Genomic DNA, 15,086 nt, shown 5'->3' with positions numbered 1-15,086 from the left:
TTTAGGTCGTCCGGACGCTCCGCCGTGGGATCGTCGAGGGATGAGCGCGAGCTACCGGGCGACCTATCAGGCGAGCATCGACGATCCGGAGGCGTTCTGGCTGGCCGCCGCCGCCGCGATCGACTGGATCACGCAGCCCACCCGGGCACTGGACGACTCGGCGGCGCCGCTGTACCGCTGGTATCCGGATGCCGAGCTGAACACCTGTTTCAATGCGTTGGACCGGCATGTGCGCGACGGTCGGGCCGACCAGCCGGCGCTGATCTACGACTCGGCGATGACCGGCACCACCCGCAGTTACAGCTACGCCGAGCTGCTGAACCACGTCGCCCGATTCGCCGGCGCGCTCGCTGCGCAGGGCGTGGGCCGCGGCGATCGGGTGATCGTCTATCTGCCGATGATTCCGGAGGCAGCGATCGCGATGCTCGCCTGCGCCCGGCTGGGGGCGGTGCACTCGGTGGTGTTCGGCGGCTTCTCGGCGAAGGAACTGGCCGCCCGGATCGTCGACGCCGAGCCGGTGCTGGTGGTGACCGCGACCGGCGGATTGGAGCCCGGCCGCACCGTCGAGTACCTACCGATCGTGGCCGATGCGCTGGCCTCGGCGGGCGTCGAGTTACCGGTGATCGTCAAGCGTCGCAAGGAGATTCCGGTCGAGCACGACTGGCTCGACTGGGACGAGCTGGAAGCGGACGCCGAGCCGGCCGACCCGGTACCGGTCGCGGCCACCGACCCGCTGTACATCCTCTACACCTCCGGTACCACCGGAAAGCCGAAGGGCGTGGTCCGGGACAACGGTGGACATGCGGTCGCGATGGCCTGGTCGATGCAGTACATCTACGACGTCGGGCCGGGCCAGGTGATGTGGGCGGCCTCCGACGTCGGCTGGGTCGTCGGCCACTCCTACATCGTGTACGCCCCGCTGCTGGTCGGCGCGACCACGGTGGTCTACGAGGGCAAGCCGGTGGGCACACCGGATGCGGGCGCCTTCTGGCGGGTGATCCAGGATCACCGGGTGCGGGTGTTGTTCACCGCGCCGACCGCGATCCGGGCGATCCGCAAGGCCGATCCGGACGCCGCCGCACTTGCCCGTTACGACATCTCGTCGCTGCAGACGCTCTTCGTCGCCGGGGAGCGGCTCGACCCGGCGACCTTCGAATGGGCGCGGCAGGTGCTGGACCGGCCGGTCGTCGACCACTGGTGGCAGACCGAGACCGGTTGGGCGATCTGCGCGAATCCACGTGGGCTGGAACCGCTTCCGATCAAGCCCGGGTCGCCCAGCGTGCCGGTGCCCGGCTACCGGTTGCAGGTCCTGGCCGGTGACGGTAGCCCGGTGCCGGCCGGCACCGAGGGCGCCATCGTGCTCGGCCTGCCGCTACCGCCGGGCACGCTGACCGGTTTGTGGCGTGCCGGTGACCGCTACCTGGCGAGCTATCTGTCGGCTTATCCCGGCAACTATCTGACCGGCGACGACGGCTACCTCGACGACGACGGCTATCTCTACGTGCTCGGCCGCAGCGACGACGTGATCAACGTTGCCGGACACCGGCTCTCCAGCGGTGCGATGGAGGCTGCGATCGCCGGGCATCCGGCGGTGGCCGAATGCGCGGTGATCGGGATACCGGACGAACTGAAAGGCGACCGGCCGAGCGGGTACGTGGTGCTGAAGGAGGGGGCCGACGTCACCGAGGCGCAGTTGCGGGAGGAGCTGATCATCCGGGTCCGCCACGACATCGGCGCGGTCGCCGCGTTCCGGGATGTGACGGTGGTCGCGGCCTTGCCGAAAACCCGGTCCGGGAAGATCCTCCGAAAGACCATGCGGCAGATCGTTGCCGGACAGGACTATCCGGTGCCGTCCACCATCGAGGATCCGGCGGTGCTCGACGCGCTCGCCGACCGGCTCCGCCCGGACCGGCCTCGACCACCGGAGTAGGGAGCAGGCGGATGGTCCGGCGCCGGGTCGTGGTGGTCGGCTCGATCAACCGGGACGTGGTGGCCGAAGTAGACCGGATGCCCGTGCCCGGGGAGACGGTGCTGGCCCGCCGGGTTCGGCACAATCTGGGCGGCAAGGGCTCCAATCAAGCGGTCGCCGCGGCCCGAGCGGGCGCTCCGGTGTCGCTGATCGCCCGGCTCGGCGAACGCGACGCTGCCCCGGACCGGCTGCGCGAGGCACTGCGGGCGGCGGGGGTGGACGTGACCGGTATCGGCACCGCGGCGGGCGTCGAGACCGGAACCGCATTCGTCACCACCGCCGCGGGCCGCAACCAGATCGTGGTCGACCCGGCGGCCAACCTGGTCTGGGCGGAACCGCCACCCGCCGATCTGATCCGGGGCACGGTTGCGGTGTGCCAGGCGGAGATTCCGATGTGGGTCAACGAGGCAGTCGGCGCGGCCGGTCCGGCCCGGCTGGTGGTCAACGCGGCACCGGCCACCCCGATTCCCGAATCGCTACTGCTCCACTGTGATCCGCTGGTGGTCAACGAACACGAGCTCGGCGTGGTGGCCGATACCGACGTCGCCGGGCAGATCTCGCCGGCCGAGACGGCGACGATCGCGCAGCGACTGATCGACCGCGGGCTGCCCGGCGTCGTGGTAACCCTCGGCGCAGCCGGTGCGATCTACGGAACCGCTACCGGGCTGTTCCGGCAGGCCGCGCCCGACGTTCCGGTCGTGGACTCGACCGGAGCCGGCGACGCCTTCGTCGGGAGCCTCGCCGCGCGGCTGGCCGCTGGGGCGAGCTCGGCCGATGCGGTGCGGTGGGCGGTGGCCGCGGCATCGCTGTCGGTCGGGCATCCCGGCACCCACGCGGCGTACCCGACCGCGGCCGAGGTGGACCGCTTTCTCGATCGCGCGCCCGCGGCGGTGCCGCTCTAGACCTTCGGCAGTGCCGCTCGAGGCCTTCGGCAGTGCCGCTCTAGGAACGGAGCAGCCGGGCGATCGCCTCGGACGCTTCCTTCATCTTCGCGTCCGCTTCCGGACCGTCTTCGCGCGCTGCCTCGAGCACACAACCCGCCAGATGGTCGTCCAGCAACTTCAACGACACCGACTGCAGGGCCTTGGTCACCGCCGATACCTGGGTGAGGATGTCGATGCAGTATCGGTCGTCGTCGACCATTCGGGCGATGCCCGCAACCTGGCCCTCGATCCGGCGCAGCCGCTTGAGCAGGTTGTCCTTGTCCGGCCCGTAGCCATGACGGTGGTGCTCCGGCTCGGTCATACGCTCGGGGTGGGCACGCCGCCCGACCGGCTACGGGTACGGGTACGCCGAAAACCGTCCAGCAGCAACAGCCCGACCGCCGCGACCAGCGCGGCGGCGGTCACGATCCACCCGCCCGAGTAGCTGGTGGTGGTAACCACCAGCCCGTCCGTCTCGAACGAGGTGTACTGCCGGGTCGCGGCATGCCCGGCGACGACCGCACCCACCAGGCACAGCGCTGCGCCGACCAACTCGGCGAGCACGATCGGCCGGCTCACCCGTCGACCGCCGGATCGGCGGTGTGGCACACCGCCTCGACGTTGTTGCCATCCGGATCGCGCACGAACGCACCGAAGTAGTTCGGGTGGTACTCCGGCCAGATCCGTGGCTCGTGCAACGACTCGGCGCCGGCGGCGAGCGCCGCCTCGTAGAAGGCTCGCACTGCCGCAGCATCCGGCGCCGTGAAGGCGACATGCATCTCCCGGTTCGGGCCCATGCCGTCGAACTGCGCGATCCAGAAGGCAGGTTGCTCGGTTCCGTAGCCGATGGCGACGCCGAAATCCATCATTCGGCGATGCCCGAGGGTACCGAGTACCGAATCGTAGAACGCCGCCGCTGCGGGCAGATCGGCGCAGTTGATACCGAAGTGATCGATCACCGGTCGATCATCGCCCACCGCAGATCAGCCCACCACCCCGGGCAGGAAGAGGACCAGCAGCGTGATGACAGCGCAGAGGATCACCGACGCAATGATCGTCAATTCCCTACGGAGGCTGTGCCGTTGCTGGATGACGACTCGCATGGGTCTTGGGCCCCCTTCACTACGGCGACTGCAGCCGTCGCACGCGCATTATGACAGCTATCACAATCGTACCGCGCACGCCCGCCCTGCCGAAACCGAGCCTGGTCAGCGCAGCCAGGGCGCGACCTCGGCGGCCCAGTAACTGAGCACCAGATCCGCCCCGGCCCGGCGGATCCCGATCAGCGACTCGACGATCGCCGCATCCCGATCGATCCAGCCACGCTCCGCGGCGGCCGTGATCATCGCGTACTCGCCGGAGATCTGATATGCCGCAACCGGCACGGTCGACCGGTCGGCCACCTCGCGCAGCACATCCAGGTACCCCATTGCCGGCTTCACCATCACGATGTCGGCGCCCTCGACGAGATCCAGCTGCACCTCCCGCAGCGACTCACGTCGGTTTGCCGGGTCCTGCTGGTAGCTGCGCCGATCTCCCTGCAACGACGACCCGACCGCCTCCCGGAACGGGCCGTAGAACGCCGAGGCGTACTTCGCGGCGTAGGCCAGGATGCCGGTGTCGGTCCAGCCGGCATCATCGAGCGCCGCGCGGATCGCACCGACCTGCCCGTCCATCATCCCGCTGGTGCCGAGCAGCTGTGCACCCGCTTCGGCCTGGGCCGATGCCATCTCGACGTAGCGGTCCAGGGTGGCGTCGTTGTCCACCGCCCCGGACGGGTCGAGCACACCGCAATGCCCGTGATCGGTGAACTCGTCCAGGCAGGTGTCCGCCATCAACACCGTCGCGTCGCCGAGCTCGGCGGCCAGCACCCGCAGTCCGCGGTTGAGGATCCCGGCCGGATCGACCGCGCCGCTGCCGGTGGCGTCCTTGTCCTCGGCCCGCGGCACCCCGAACAACATCAATCCGCCGACGCCGGCCGCCACCGCCGCCACCGCCGCCTTACGCAGCGATTCCACCGTGTGCTGGACGACGCCGGGCATGGCCGAGATCTCCCGTGGCTCGGCCAATCCGTCCGCGACGAACATCGGCAACACCAGGTGCCGTGGCTCGAGCGAGGTCTCCGCGACCAGCCGCCGCATCGCCGGGGTGCTGCGCAGCCGGCGCGGCCGGTCTCTCGGATACGTCATCTCGTCAGCGCCGCCGGCTTTTCTTTCGCGGCGGCGGCAGCGCACCCTCGGCCCGCAGCCGGGCCGCATGCTCGGCCAACGCTTCCACCAGCGGGCCGACCTGCGAGGTATCCGGCTGCACGTCGACCCGTAGACCGAACTCGGTGGCGGTCTCGGCGGTCTTCGGACCGATGCAGGCGACGATGGTTCGGGCGTGCGGCTTACCGGCGATACCGACCAGGTTGCGCACCGTCGAGGAAGACGTGAACAAGACCGCGTCGAAACCGCCCGTCTTGATCATCTTCCGGGTCTCGGCCGCCGGCGGCGCCGCCCGAACCGTCCGGTACGCGGTCACGTCGTCGATCTCCCAGCCACGCTCGCGCAGCCCCTCGGACAGCGTCTCGGTGGCGATGTCGGCCCGCGGGAGCAGGACTCGGTCGACCGGATCGAACACCTCGTCGTAGGGCGGAAAGTCCTCCAGGAGACCGAGCGAACTCTGCTCGCCGGTGGGCACCAGCTCCGGGTTGATCCCGAACGAACGCACCTTCGCGGCGGTGGCCTGTCCGACGCAGGCGATCTTCACTCCGGAGAACGCCCGGGCATCCAGGCCGAACTCGGCAAACTTCTCCCAGACCGCGCGCACCGCGTTGGTGGAGGTAAAGACCACCCACTGATAGCGACCGTCGACCAGGCCCTTCACCGCGCGTTCCATCTGCGCCGGGCTGCGCGGGGGTTCCACTGCGATGGTCGGGACCTCGATCGGGATGGCGCCGTGCGATACCAGCCGCTCGCTCATCTCGCCGGCCTGATCCTTGGTCCGCGGCACCAGCACGGTCCAGCCGTACAGCGCGCGCGATTCCCACCAGGACAGCTTGCCGCGCTGGCTGACCGGCTTGCCGACCGTGACCACCAGCGGGCCGGTCAGGTCGGCGGACGGGTCGTTCAGCGCCCCGACCGTCGTCTCCACCGTGCGCTGCCGACGGGTCGTGCCGTGCGCGGTGATCGCAGCCGGGGTCTGGGCCGATACGCCGTGCTCCACCAGGGACAGCGCCGCCCGGCTCAGGTGCTCGGCGGTGGCGTGCAACACCAGCGGACCCGGTGCGGCGGCCAGCGCCGCCCAATCCACGTCGCCACGCACGTCGGCCTCGGTATGCGCCGAACCGAGCGCGATGCCGGCGTAGCCGGGCACCGCGGTGGCGCTGGGCAGTCCGGGCAATACCTCGAAGACCACATTGGTCCGCGCGATCGCGGTGATCTCGGCGATCACCGCATCGTCGGTGAGCGGATCGCCCGCCACCACGCGCAGCACGTCGTGCCCGTTGCGGGCTTCGCCGATCAGCATCTTGGCTACTTCGCCGGGCTCACCGGTCGTGGGGCGAATCTCCGGCTCGTCGACCCGGTCGACCGGGTCGGACGCGACCGGCGACTGCTCGTCGCGGTCCGCGCCGACCAGCTCCAGGATGGCCGGATCGACGTCGGGATCGTTGAGCACCAGCGTGGCTCGACCGAGCGCCGCGCGGGCTCGGACGGTGAGCAGCGCCGGATCGCCCGGACCGGATCCCACGAAGAGGATTCGACCCGGGTTCTTCTTCTGGCCTCGGCTCATCGGTAGTTCTCCAACAATAGGGGGCGGGACGGGTGGTCGGTGACGGGCAACCCGTCGGGTGGGATGGCTTCACGCATCGGTGCTGCCTCCCATCAACTCGCGGGCGCCCAGCTCCAGCAACTCCCGGGCGAGCGCCGCGCCCAGCGCACCCGCCTCGCTCGGTGCGCCGACCAGCGACGCCCGGATCACATCGGATCCGTCGAGCGCCGCCGCGCACGCGCGCAACGACAACTCGTCGACGATCCGGCCGGCGTCGTCGAGCGACTCGACCACCTCGGCCAATGCGCCGACCGGAGCGGTGCAACCGGCTTCCAACTCGGCCAGCAGCGCCCGCTCGGCGACGACCGCCGCTCGGGTACCCGCATCGTCGAGCCCGGCCAACGCGGCCCGCAGCTCGACATCGTCGACCCGGCATTCCAGTGCCAACGCACCCTGCGCCGGCGCCGGCAACACCTGCACCGGATCCAACGTCTCGGTGATCACGTCCAGCCGGTCGATCCGGGCCAGCCCGGCCCGCGCCACGACCACCGCATCCAGCTCGCCGGCCGCGACCTTACCGAGCCGGGTATCCAGGTTGCCACGCAACGGCACCAGCTCCAAGCCGAGCCCGAGCGCGCGCAGCTGCGATACCCGGCGCGGCGCCGACGTGCCCACTCGGGAGCCGGCCGGCAACTCGCCCAGTACCAAACCGTCTCGCGCCACCAACGCGTCCCGCACGTCCGCCCGGACCGGAATCGCCGCGATACTGAACCGTGGATCCGGGGCGGTCGGCAGGTCCTTGTAGGAATGCACGGCCAGGTCGATCCGTCCGGCGGCCAGCTCGTCGCGCAGCGCACTCGTGAACACCCCGACGCCGATCTCGGCCACCGGCGCCTGGGAGCGATCGCCCGCCGTCTCCACGATCACCAACTCGGCGCGCGCGCCGGCCGCACGCAGCGCGTCCCGCACGCTGCCCGCCTGGGTCCGCGCCAGCAAGCTCCCTCGAGTACCGACCCGAAGCACACGCACCGCCGTCTCGACCGTCACTCCCGCTCACCTCCCGCACCACGCTGCGCGTCCGGAAACGGCACCGGTGCTATCTCCGTCGGCGCCGCCACGGCCTCAGCAGCGCCCGGCGTCAACTCGAACAACTCGCGCAGCGCCTCGGCGTAGCTGTCGCCGCCGGGCGTAGCCGCGAGCTGCTTGACCCGCACGGTCGGCGCGTGCAGCAACTTGTCGACGACCCGGCGCACGGTGCGGGCGACCTCGTCGCGTTGCGGATCGGCCAAGCCGGGCAACCGCGCGTCCAACCGAAGCAGCTCCGCCTCGACCACTTCCGCGGCACGTCGCCGCAACGCGGTGACCGTCGGGGTCACCTGAGCCAACCGCTGGCCGGTCAGATACCCGGCCAGTTCGGCCGCGACGATCTCGCGCGCCTGGTCGGTGACCGCGGTCGCGGTCTGCGCGGTGTCCCGCTGCAGGGTGACCATGTCGATCACGGCCACCCCGGGCAGCCCCGCCACCGCCGACTCGACGTCGCGCGGCAGCCCGAGATCGCAGATGACCAGCGGTCGCGCCTCGGCTCGCCGGGCCACCGCACGATGCGCGTCGGCCAACGTGATCACCGCGCCGACCGCACCGGTCCCGGTGACGACCACGTCGGCCGTCGCCATCGCCTCGCTGAGCGCGGCCCAGTCCAGCGCTGTCGCGCACACGTGCTGCGCGGCCAACCGATCGGCTCGCTCCCGGGTGCGATTCACCACCCGCACGTCGCTGATCCCGGCCCGAACCAACTGCGCCAGCGCCAACCCACCCATCGCGCCGGCGCCGACCACCACCGCCCGCCGACCGGTCAGCTCACCGCCGAGGGCGGTGGCCGCCTTGCCCAGCGCGACCGACACCACCGATGCGGCGGCATGGTCGATGTCGGTCTCGGTGCGCACTCGTTTGCCGACCCGCAACGCCTGCTGCGCCAGCTCGTGCAAGACCGGCCCCACCGCGTGTTCGGCGTCCGCCTCGGCGTAGGCCGACCGAATCTGGCCGAGCACCTGCTGCTCGCCGACCACCATCGAGTCCAGCCCGCTGGCCACCGCGAACAGATGCTCGGCGGCGGCCTCGCTGTAACGGACGTAGGCGTGTGGGGTCAGCTCGCCGAACGACAGCTCGGAATGTTCCGCGAGCAACTCGCCCATCTCGGCCAACGCCGGATGGAACGCATCCACCACCGCGTAGACCTCGACCCGGTTGCAGGTCGAGACGATCATCGCCTCGAAGATGTGGTCGGACCGGAGTAGCCGATCGATCAACTTGGGCCGGTCGGATTCGCCGATCGCGATCCGTTCCAGAACTTCGACGGGCGCACTTCGATGTGACGCACCCAGCAGTAGCACGCTCATTACCGCACCACCGACTCCTCTCGGACCACCGACCCGGTTTCGATCTCGGCCCGGCGCATCTCGAAGAACGACAGCAACTGCAGCTCGACCGCCAGGTCGACCCGCCGGATCTCCACGTGTGCCGGCGCATCCAGGGCCACCCCGGAGAAGCTGAGGATGCACCGCAGGCCGGCGGCGACCAGGCGATCGCAGACCTGCTGCGCCGCGTCGTCCGGCACCGCCAGCACGGCGATCGTCGGTGCCAGTTCGGCGCAGGCGACGGTCAGGGTCACGACATCCCGTACGACCAGCCCGTCCAGCGCGGTACCCGACACCGCCGGATCGTCGTCGAACAAGCCCACTATCGCGAAACCTCGCCGAGCGAAACCGGGGTAGCCGACGAGCGCCCGCCCGAGATTGCCGACGCCGATCAGGATCACCCGGTGCCCACGGTCCAGCCCGAGCACTTCTTCGATCCGGGCGGACAGCCGCGACACGTCGTAACCGACCCCCCGCACCCCGTTCGGGCCGAGGAACGACAAATCCTTACGCAGCTTCGCCGAACCGACGCCGGCCGCACCGGCCAATCCCTCGCTGGAGACGATCTGCACACCCTCTTCGACCAGGGTGCCGAGCACCCGCAGGTACCCCGCCAGCCGAGCTACGGTTGCCTGCGGAATGTCCCGAGTCGAGGCCGACACCCGAACCGCTCGGGGGTCGGGCTGCTGGGTCACGTCGGTGAGCTCCCTCGTTCGGACGTCGGTGCCGCGCCGGTGCGGTACCGGCCCGGTTTCGACCAGGCGGTTGCTCGACACCGTGTCGTCGACTACCACATCGTCGACCACCGGGTCGGAACACCGGGCAGCGATCACCACCGTAGCGGCTTGTGAAGCCATGCACAAAGTCGGTGAAACCCCGGCCGACGTGCAAGGAGGGTCGATCGGTCGGCGGTCAGCGGGCGAGGTCGGCCCGCAGCCGCGACTCGTCGACATCGAAATAGCTGTGCTCGCGACCGTTCAGGAGCACCACCGGCAACCGGTCGCCGTACTCGGCGCGCAGTTCGGGATCGGTCGCGGCGGCCTGGTCGACGTCGACCGACTCCACGGGCACGCCGAACTCGGCACAGATCCGGGCCAGCTCGGTCGCCGCCCGGTCGCACATGCTGCAGCCGGCTCGGGTGAGCAGGGTTACCCGAGGCGTTCCGGTGGCCGGCTCGTCGATCACCGGCCGAACTCTGCCATCGGCACGGCCCGAGGTCACTGCGGGGGTAGTTCCGCGGGGCTACTGTTGAGCGGCGAGGTTGTGTTACTGCATGTAGGAGGTGCCGGTGGCGGAAGACTCGGTGACCAGGGCGTCGGCGCTGGCCGCCCGGCAGTTCGTCGCCGGCCGATTCGGCTCGCTCCCGCGCGGTCGACTGTCCCGGCGCAACCCGTTCGGTCCGAGCGAGGAAGAAGTACGGGCCAACGTCGCCGGCGAGGCCAGTGCCGACGCCGCCATCGCGCTGCAGGCGGCCGCCCGTGAAGAGGCGGCCGCCGCCGCGCGGGAGGAAGCCGCCCGGGACGAGCAGGACCCCGGGACCGACGAACCCGCCGAACTCGACGCTCCCCGCGATCTCACCGCCGCCGCCTTCTTCGACGTCGACAACACCCTGGTGCAAGGCGCATCGATCGTGCACTTCGCGCGTGGATTGGCCGCACGCAAGTACCTGCGCACTGCCGACCTGGTGGATTTCGCCTGGAAGCAGGTGAAGTTCCGAGTCACCGGTCGGGAGAACAGCGACGATGTGGCCAGCGGTAAGGAGAAGGCGCTCTCGTTCATCGCCGGCCGGTCCACCGCACAACTCGCCCAGCTCGGTGAGGAGATCTACGACGAGATCATCGCCGACAAGATCTGGCCGGGCACCCGGGCGCTGGCCCAGATGCACCTGGACGCGGGCCAACAGGTCTGGCTGGTCACCGCCACCCCGGTCGAACTGGCTCAGGTGATCGCGAAGCGACTGGGTTTCACCGGCGCGCTGGGCACGGTCGCCGAGAGCGAGGACGGGGTATTCACCGGGCGGCTGGTCGGCGACATCCTGCACGGCCTGGGCAAGGCGCACGCGGTGCGCACCCTGGCCATCCGGGAAGGACTGAACCTGCGCCGCTGCACCGCGTATTCCGACTCGCACAACGACGTCCCGATGCTCTCGCTGGTCGGCACCGCGGTTGCCATCAACCCGGATTCCGACCTGCGTGAAGTGGCCAAGAACCGAGGCTGGGAGATGCGCGACTTCCGCACCGGGCGCAAGGCCGCCCGGATCGGCGTGCCCACCGCGCTGGTGATCGGCACCGTCGGTGGCGCAGTCGCCGCCGGCCTGACCCGGCGCCGGGCGGCGGTCGTCGCCGGCTGAACGTCGGCGCGCCCCGGCCGACCGGGTACCGACCAGCAGGCTAGGGTGACGCCATGCAATCGGACTCGATGAACCGACGGCAGACCGCCGTACGCGCAGCGAAGCTGGCCCGTGCAGCGGCAACCCTGGCCGGCACGGCCGCCGTTGCCGCAATCTGTGCCGCTCCGGCATCCGCCGCGCCGCTGGATGTCGCCGGCGCCGTGCGCGACATGAACGCCGCCCGGGCCGAGATCGGCTGTCCGTCGCTGGCCGCGAGCGATCAGCTCAACGCGGCGGCAGCCGGCCAGTCGGGCTATATGGCATCATCCAAGATCGTTTCCGACCTGGGCCCGGACAAGTCGACCCCGGCCGATCGGGTCAAGGCCACCGGGTACAACCCGAAGGGTGTCGGCGAAGCGGTGCTGGTCACCGCGCCGACCCAGAACAGTCGGGACGCGGTGAAGGCATGGCTGGCCGGCGGAAAATCGAAGGCCTACATCCTGGACTGCCGGCTCACCGACGTCGGCATCGGCATGGTCTCCGGCTCGAACAGCCAGTCGTACTGGACCTTGGTCCTCGCCCGACCGAACTGAACCCGGCGGCCGGCACTCTCGGAACAGAACCCGCCCCACCCGGCGCTCGCCGGATGGGGCGGGCTTTTCTCAGCCCTGTAGTACTCCGTGCCGCCGCGCAAGCCGGCGGTAAAGCGTCTGCTGAACGATCTCCCGCACGCTGTCGGTGATCTCGAACGTCACCATCGGATCGTCCGCCTCGGCCGGGTCGTACCCGTCGGTCGGGATCGGCTTACCGAACTCGATGTACCACTTCGTGGGAAGCGGGACCAAGCCGAGCGGGCCCAGATGCGGGAACAGCGGGGTGATCGGGAAGAACGGCAGCCCGAGCAGTCGCGCCAACGGGGTCAACTCGGCCAATTTCGGATAGGTCTCCTCCGACCCGACGATCGAGCACGGGATGATCGGCACGCCGGTCCGCACGGCAGCGCCGATGAATCCCCCACCGCCGAATCGCTGCAGCTTGTACCGGTCAGCGAACGGCTTTCCGATGCCCTTGAAACCTTCCGGAAACACGCCGGTGAGTTCGCCGTTGCGGAGCAGCCGTTCGGCGTCGGCGACGCACGCAACCGTGTACCCGGCCTTGCGTGCGGCCGTGCCGAGCACCGGTGTCTCGAAGACCAGATCGTCCGCGAGCAACCGCAACTGGCGGTGCAACGGGTGCTCGTCGTACACCGCGAACTGAGTCATCAGGGCGTCCAGCGGAATCACCCCGGCATGATTGGCCACGATCAACGCGCCGCCGTGGGTAGGCAAGTTGGCCGCACCGGCCACTTCGGTCCGAAACCAGGCGCGGTACAGCGGGCCCACCGCCGGTAGCACCAGCGACTCGGTGAAGTGTCGGTCGTAGCCGAAATCGTCGACGTGATAATCGCCGGTCAGCCGGCGACGCAGAAACCCGGCGGTACCGGTGATCCGGCTCGCCAGCCCCCGGCGGACCGATTGCGCCAGCGAGGCCGGCGCAGGCTCGTCGGTGGCGAGCCGTTCGGTGAGCGAGGTGACGTCGGCCGGCTGCGCGGGACGATCGGGACGAGATCGTCGGCGCGACCGGCCGGAACGATCCTGGTCCGCCGGATCCGGCAACGGAATGACCTTGGCGACGTTCATCTCGGTGCTCCTGTCTCGGCACCGACCAGGTCCAACAACCGGTCTCGTGCCACATCGATCCAGTCCGGGTCGATCACGGGTCGCCGCGGCGAGCCCGAAAGATAGTGGTCGAACGCTTCCGCCGTGGTCAGCTGCGGATGGAAACCCAACAAGGTCCGCATCCGGGTCGTGTCCAGGCCACAGCCGTAGTGGAAGAAATCGAGCTGTTCGTCGGTGAAACCGCGCAAACCGGCGGACATGAGCTGCCGGCCGATGCTGCGGAACAGCACGAACGGCATGGGCGCGGGCACTCGCCCGGCCCGGCGGATCGCCTGGGACAGCATCAGCACCCCGTCACCGGCCACGTTGAACGTACCGGCCCGCCCGGCGACGGTCGCGTGCGACAACGCCGCCAGCGCATCGTCCTCGTGGAGCAGCTGCAGCCGGGCATCCCGGCCGGCGACCGTGGGCACCACCCGGGTACCCAAGATCTGGTGCAAGCTCGACGAGCGGCGCGGTCCGATCGTGGGTGCCAACCGCAGTGTGGTGGCGGCGATGTCCGGCCGGCGCCGGGCAAGTCCACGGACCAGCCCCTCGATCTCGATCAGGTCGACGGCATAGGCACCGCGCGGGTTGCGGCGGGCGCTCATCTGCTCGGTGAACTTCGCCGGGTCCTTCGCGCTACAGCCGTACACCGCCGAGGACGAACGGAGCACCACCTTGCGCATGCTCGGCGCCCGCTGACAGGCGGCGAACAACTGCATTGCACCGAGCACGTTCACATCGCGCATCGCCGCCCGGGAACCGGCCTTCGGCGGACGTTGGACGACCCCGGCGTGCACCGTGGTATCGACTTCGAACTGCCGGATGACTTTGCTGATCAACGGATTGGCGATATCCACCCGGACAAACTCGGCTCGCCCCATCCGGCGCAACCGGTCCTTGTCCGGGACGGTGACGTCGACGGCGACCACTCGCTCGATCGACGGATCGGCGGCAAGTCGAGCAACCAACTGACCGGAGAGGTAGCGATTGGCGCCGGTGACCAAAACCACCTTGGGCGTGTGCACTCCTCGCTCCACGGCGTTCACCATCCTCCTCTGCTGATCGCAAGAGTCGTTTCGATCGCCGCCACGTCGCGCCGCTTCTCGAGCCCCGACCGGACCTCGTTGTTGGAGTCCAAACTCCACTGCAAGCGTAACAAGCCGCCGGGCAGATCGCCGTCATGCAACCGCGTGGATACGGCGACGTAACACGGTCACGACCCGAACGCATCCGAACCGACGGCGGCCCACTGCTTCCGAACGCAAATGCCCGCCACCGATATGCGGCGGCGGGCACTGACGTACAAACGGCGAGCCGAGCTGCCGAGCGGGTTTACTTGCCGAGTTTGCGACGCTGCACTCGGGTGCGCCGCAACAACTTCCGATGCTTTTTCTTCGACATCCGCTTCCGGCGCTTCTTGATCACTGAACCCATGCGGGGTTACGCGTCCTCTCTCCAACGTTCGTCTTGAACCATGTCCGGCTGCACAAACCGGGATAACAACCCGGGACACACAGCACCGCTCGGGATGCCGGCGTAGCCGGACCACGAGCACGACCGGCGATGGTTCGAGACATCGTACCGGGGTCACAACGAGCGGGTGAAACCGAGGCGCAACGCCTCGGCTCAGCCCGCGTCGAAGTACGAGGTTTCCAGGTAGTCGTGCACCGCCTTCGCATGCACCCGGAACGACCGACCCACCCGCACTGCGGGCAGCTCACCGCTGTGTACCAGCCGATACACGGTCATTTTCGACACTCGCATCAGGTTCGCGACCTCAGCGACCGTCAGGAACTGGGTACCGCCGAGAGCTTGTCCGTCCGCGGACGGGACAGAGCCCTGCGACGACTTGTTTACCGACGCCATCAATCCACCAACCTTCGACACGTGCGCGCCACCGGCTTCCCCTCCGGCGGAACAGACACGTACGTGCTGCGCTGAGCTTAGCGGGACCAGTGAGGTACATGCGACGAGTGGGGGGAAATTAGTCGCTTG

At 69.5% G+C, this 15,086-nt stretch carries 17 protein-coding genes; 4 read left to right on the top strand and 13 right to left on the bottom strand.

Features of this window, described 5'->3' with window-relative positions; all coding sequences use genetic code 11:
- Positions 1-40 precede the first annotated feature (40 nt).
- Positions 41-1,930: an AMP-binding protein gene (locus tag KV203_RS02955; protein WP_066466777.1), complete on the top strand. Its 1,890-nt coding sequence runs from the start codon at positions 41-43 to the stop codon at positions 1,928-1,930.
- Between the two features lie 11 nt (positions 1,931-1,941).
- Positions 1,942-2,871, top strand: coding sequence for a ribokinase (locus tag KV203_RS02950; protein WP_066466778.1), 930 nt, complete (start codon positions 1,942-1,944; stop codon positions 2,869-2,871).
- Between the two features lie 40 nt (positions 2,872-2,911).
- Here KV203_RS02950 and KV203_RS02945 read toward each other — a convergent pair whose 3' ends face one another.
- The 9 genes from KV203_RS02945 to KV203_RS02905 all read right to left on the bottom strand — a co-directional run bounded on the left by KV203_RS02945 (position 2,912) and on the right by KV203_RS02905 (position 10,181).
- The gene (locus KV203_RS02945) at positions 2,912-3,214 is read right to left on the bottom strand and encodes a metal-sensitive transcriptional regulator (RefSeq protein ID WP_066466779.1); all 303 of its coding nucleotides are present in this window, start codon (positions 3,212-3,214) and stop codon (positions 2,912-2,914) included.
- Positions 3,211-3,471: a hypothetical protein gene (locus KV203_RS02940; RefSeq protein ID WP_066466780.1), complete on the bottom strand. Its 261-nt coding sequence runs from the start codon at positions 3,469-3,471 to the stop codon at positions 3,211-3,213. Before KV203_RS02940 ends, KV203_RS02945 begins: the two co-directional genes overlap by 4 nt.
- A complete protein-coding gene (locus KV203_RS02935) occupies positions 3,468-3,851 on the bottom strand; it encodes a VOC family protein (protein WP_066466781.1) in 384 nt (127 codons plus the stop codon). The genes KV203_RS02940 and KV203_RS02935 overlap by 4 nt, the downstream gene beginning before the upstream one ends.
- A 249-nt stretch (positions 3,852-4,100) precedes the next feature.
- Entirely contained in the window at positions 4,101-5,081 is a 981-nt protein-coding gene (hemB, locus tag KV203_RS02930; protein ID WP_066466782.1) for a porphobilinogen synthase, read from the bottom strand.
- Between the two features lie 4 nt (positions 5,082-5,085).
- Positions 5,086-6,666 carry a bifunctional uroporphyrinogen-III C-methyltransferase/uroporphyrinogen-III synthase gene (locus tag KV203_RS02925; RefSeq protein ID WP_066466783.1) on the bottom strand — a complete coding sequence of 527 codons (1,581 nt, stop codon included), beginning with the start codon at positions 6,664-6,666 and terminating at the stop codon, positions 5,086-5,088.
- A gap of 69 nt (positions 6,667-6,735) precedes the next feature.
- Positions 6,736-7,668 carry a hydroxymethylbilane synthase gene (hemC, locus tag KV203_RS02920; protein WP_066467095.1) on the bottom strand — a complete coding sequence of 311 codons (933 nt, stop codon included), beginning with the start codon at positions 7,666-7,668 and terminating at the stop codon, positions 6,736-6,738.
- Between the two features lie 20 nt (positions 7,669-7,688).
- Positions 7,689-9,041: a glutamyl-tRNA reductase gene (locus KV203_RS02915; protein WP_066466784.1), complete on the bottom strand. Its 1,353-nt coding sequence runs from the start codon at positions 9,039-9,041 to the stop codon at positions 7,689-7,691.
- Entirely contained in the window at positions 9,041-9,916 is an 876-nt protein-coding gene (locus KV203_RS02910; RefSeq protein ID WP_083529729.1) for a redox-sensing transcriptional repressor Rex, read from the bottom strand. Before KV203_RS02910 ends, KV203_RS02915 begins: the two co-directional genes overlap by 1 nt.
- 55 nt (positions 9,917-9,971) lie before the next feature.
- Positions 9,972-10,181 (bottom strand): glutaredoxin family protein, encoded by a 210-nt coding sequence (locus KV203_RS02905; RefSeq protein ID WP_066467097.1) that lies wholly within the window; start codon positions 10,179-10,181, stop codon positions 9,972-9,974.
- 166 nt (positions 10,182-10,347) lie between these two features.
- On the opposite strand from KV203_RS02905, the gene KV203_RS02900 reads away from it, so the two are divergent.
- Positions 10,348-11,409, top strand: coding sequence for an HAD family hydrolase (locus KV203_RS02900; RefSeq protein WP_373279181.1), 1,062 nt, complete (start codon positions 10,348-10,350; stop codon positions 11,407-11,409).
- Between the two features lie 53 nt (positions 11,410-11,462).
- The gene (locus tag KV203_RS02895) at positions 11,463-11,981 is read left to right on the top strand and encodes a CAP domain-containing protein (RefSeq protein ID WP_066466785.1); all 519 of its coding nucleotides are present in this window, start codon (positions 11,463-11,465) and stop codon (positions 11,979-11,981) included.
- Between the two features lie 69 nt (positions 11,982-12,050).
- Here the strand turns inward: KV203_RS02895 and KV203_RS02890 are convergent, their stop codons facing one another.
- The 4 genes from KV203_RS02890 to KV203_RS02875 all read right to left on the bottom strand — a co-directional run bounded on the left by KV203_RS02890 (position 12,051) and on the right by KV203_RS02875 (position 14,957).
- Positions 12,051-13,067 (bottom strand): lysophospholipid acyltransferase family protein, encoded by a 1,017-nt coding sequence (locus tag KV203_RS02890; protein WP_066466786.1) that lies wholly within the window; start codon positions 13,065-13,067, stop codon positions 12,051-12,053.
- Positions 13,064-14,140, bottom strand: coding sequence for an NAD-dependent epimerase/dehydratase family protein (locus tag KV203_RS02885; RefSeq protein WP_066466787.1), 1,077 nt, complete (start codon positions 14,138-14,140; stop codon positions 13,064-13,066). The genes KV203_RS02890 and KV203_RS02885 overlap by 4 nt, the downstream gene beginning before the upstream one ends.
- A gap of 283 nt (positions 14,141-14,423) precedes the next feature.
- The gene (locus KV203_RS02880) at positions 14,424-14,525 is read right to left on the bottom strand and encodes a 30S ribosomal protein bS22 (protein ID WP_003402602.1); all 102 of its coding nucleotides are present in this window, start codon (positions 14,523-14,525) and stop codon (positions 14,424-14,426) included.
- 192 nt (positions 14,526-14,717) lie between these two features.
- Positions 14,718-14,957 (bottom strand): helix-turn-helix domain-containing protein, encoded by a 240-nt coding sequence (locus tag KV203_RS02875; RefSeq protein WP_066466788.1) that lies wholly within the window; start codon positions 14,955-14,957, stop codon positions 14,718-14,720.
- Positions 14,958-15,086 lie beyond the last annotated feature (129 nt).

The organism is Skermania piniformis (genome assembly GCF_019285775.1).
GTDB classification, from domain to species: Bacteria; Actinomycetota; Actinomycetes; order Mycobacteriales; family Mycobacteriaceae; genus Skermania; species Skermania pinensis.
This window is presented reverse-complemented; position numbering and strand designations above follow the sequence as displayed.

Coding starts and splice junctions, on each gene's coding strand:
- KV203_RS02955 (WP_066466777.1), top strand. CDS start 41: ATGAGCGCGAGCTACCGGGCGACCTATCAGGCGAGCATCGACGATCCG.
- KV203_RS02950 (WP_066466778.1), top strand. CDS start 1,942: ATGGTCCGGCGCCGGGTCGTGGTGGTCGGCTCGATCAACCGGGACGTG.
- KV203_RS02945 (WP_066466779.1), bottom strand. CDS start 3,214: ATGACCGAGCCGGAGCACCACCGTCATGGCTACGGGCCGGACAAGGAC.
- hemB (WP_066466782.1), bottom strand. CDS start 5,081: ATGACGTATCCGAGAGACCGGCCGCGCCGGCTGCGCAGCACCCCGGCG.
- KV203_RS02925 (WP_066466783.1), bottom strand. CDS start 6,666: ATGAGCCGAGGCCAGAAGAAGAACCCGGGTCGAATCCTCTTCGTGGGA.
- KV203_RS02915 (WP_066466784.1), bottom strand. CDS start 9,041: ATGAGCGTGCTACTGCTGGGTGCGTCACATCGAAGTGCGCCCGTCGAA.
- KV203_RS02910 (WP_083529729.1), bottom strand. CDS start 9,916: ATGGCTTCACAAGCCGCTACGGTGGTGATCGCTGCCCGGTGTTCCGAC.
- KV203_RS02905 (WP_066467097.1), bottom strand. CDS start 10,181: ATGTGCGACCGGGCGGCGACCGAGCTGGCCCGGATCTGTGCCGAGTTC.
- KV203_RS02895 (WP_066466785.1), top strand. CDS start 11,463: ATGCAATCGGACTCGATGAACCGACGGCAGACCGCCGTACGCGCAGCG.
- KV203_RS02890 (WP_066466786.1), bottom strand. CDS start 13,067: ATGAACGTCGCCAAGGTCATTCCGTTGCCGGATCCGGCGGACCAGGAT.
- KV203_RS02885 (WP_066466787.1), bottom strand. CDS start 14,140: ATGGTGAACGCCGTGGAGCGAGGAGTGCACACGCCCAAGGTGGTTTTG.
- KV203_RS02880 (WP_003402602.1), bottom strand. CDS start 14,525: ATGGGTTCAGTGATCAAGAAGCGCCGGAAGCGGATGTCGAAGAAAAAG.
- KV203_RS02875 (WP_066466788.1), bottom strand. CDS start 14,957: ATGGCGTCGGTAAACAAGTCGTCGCAGGGCTCTGTCCCGTCCGCGGAC.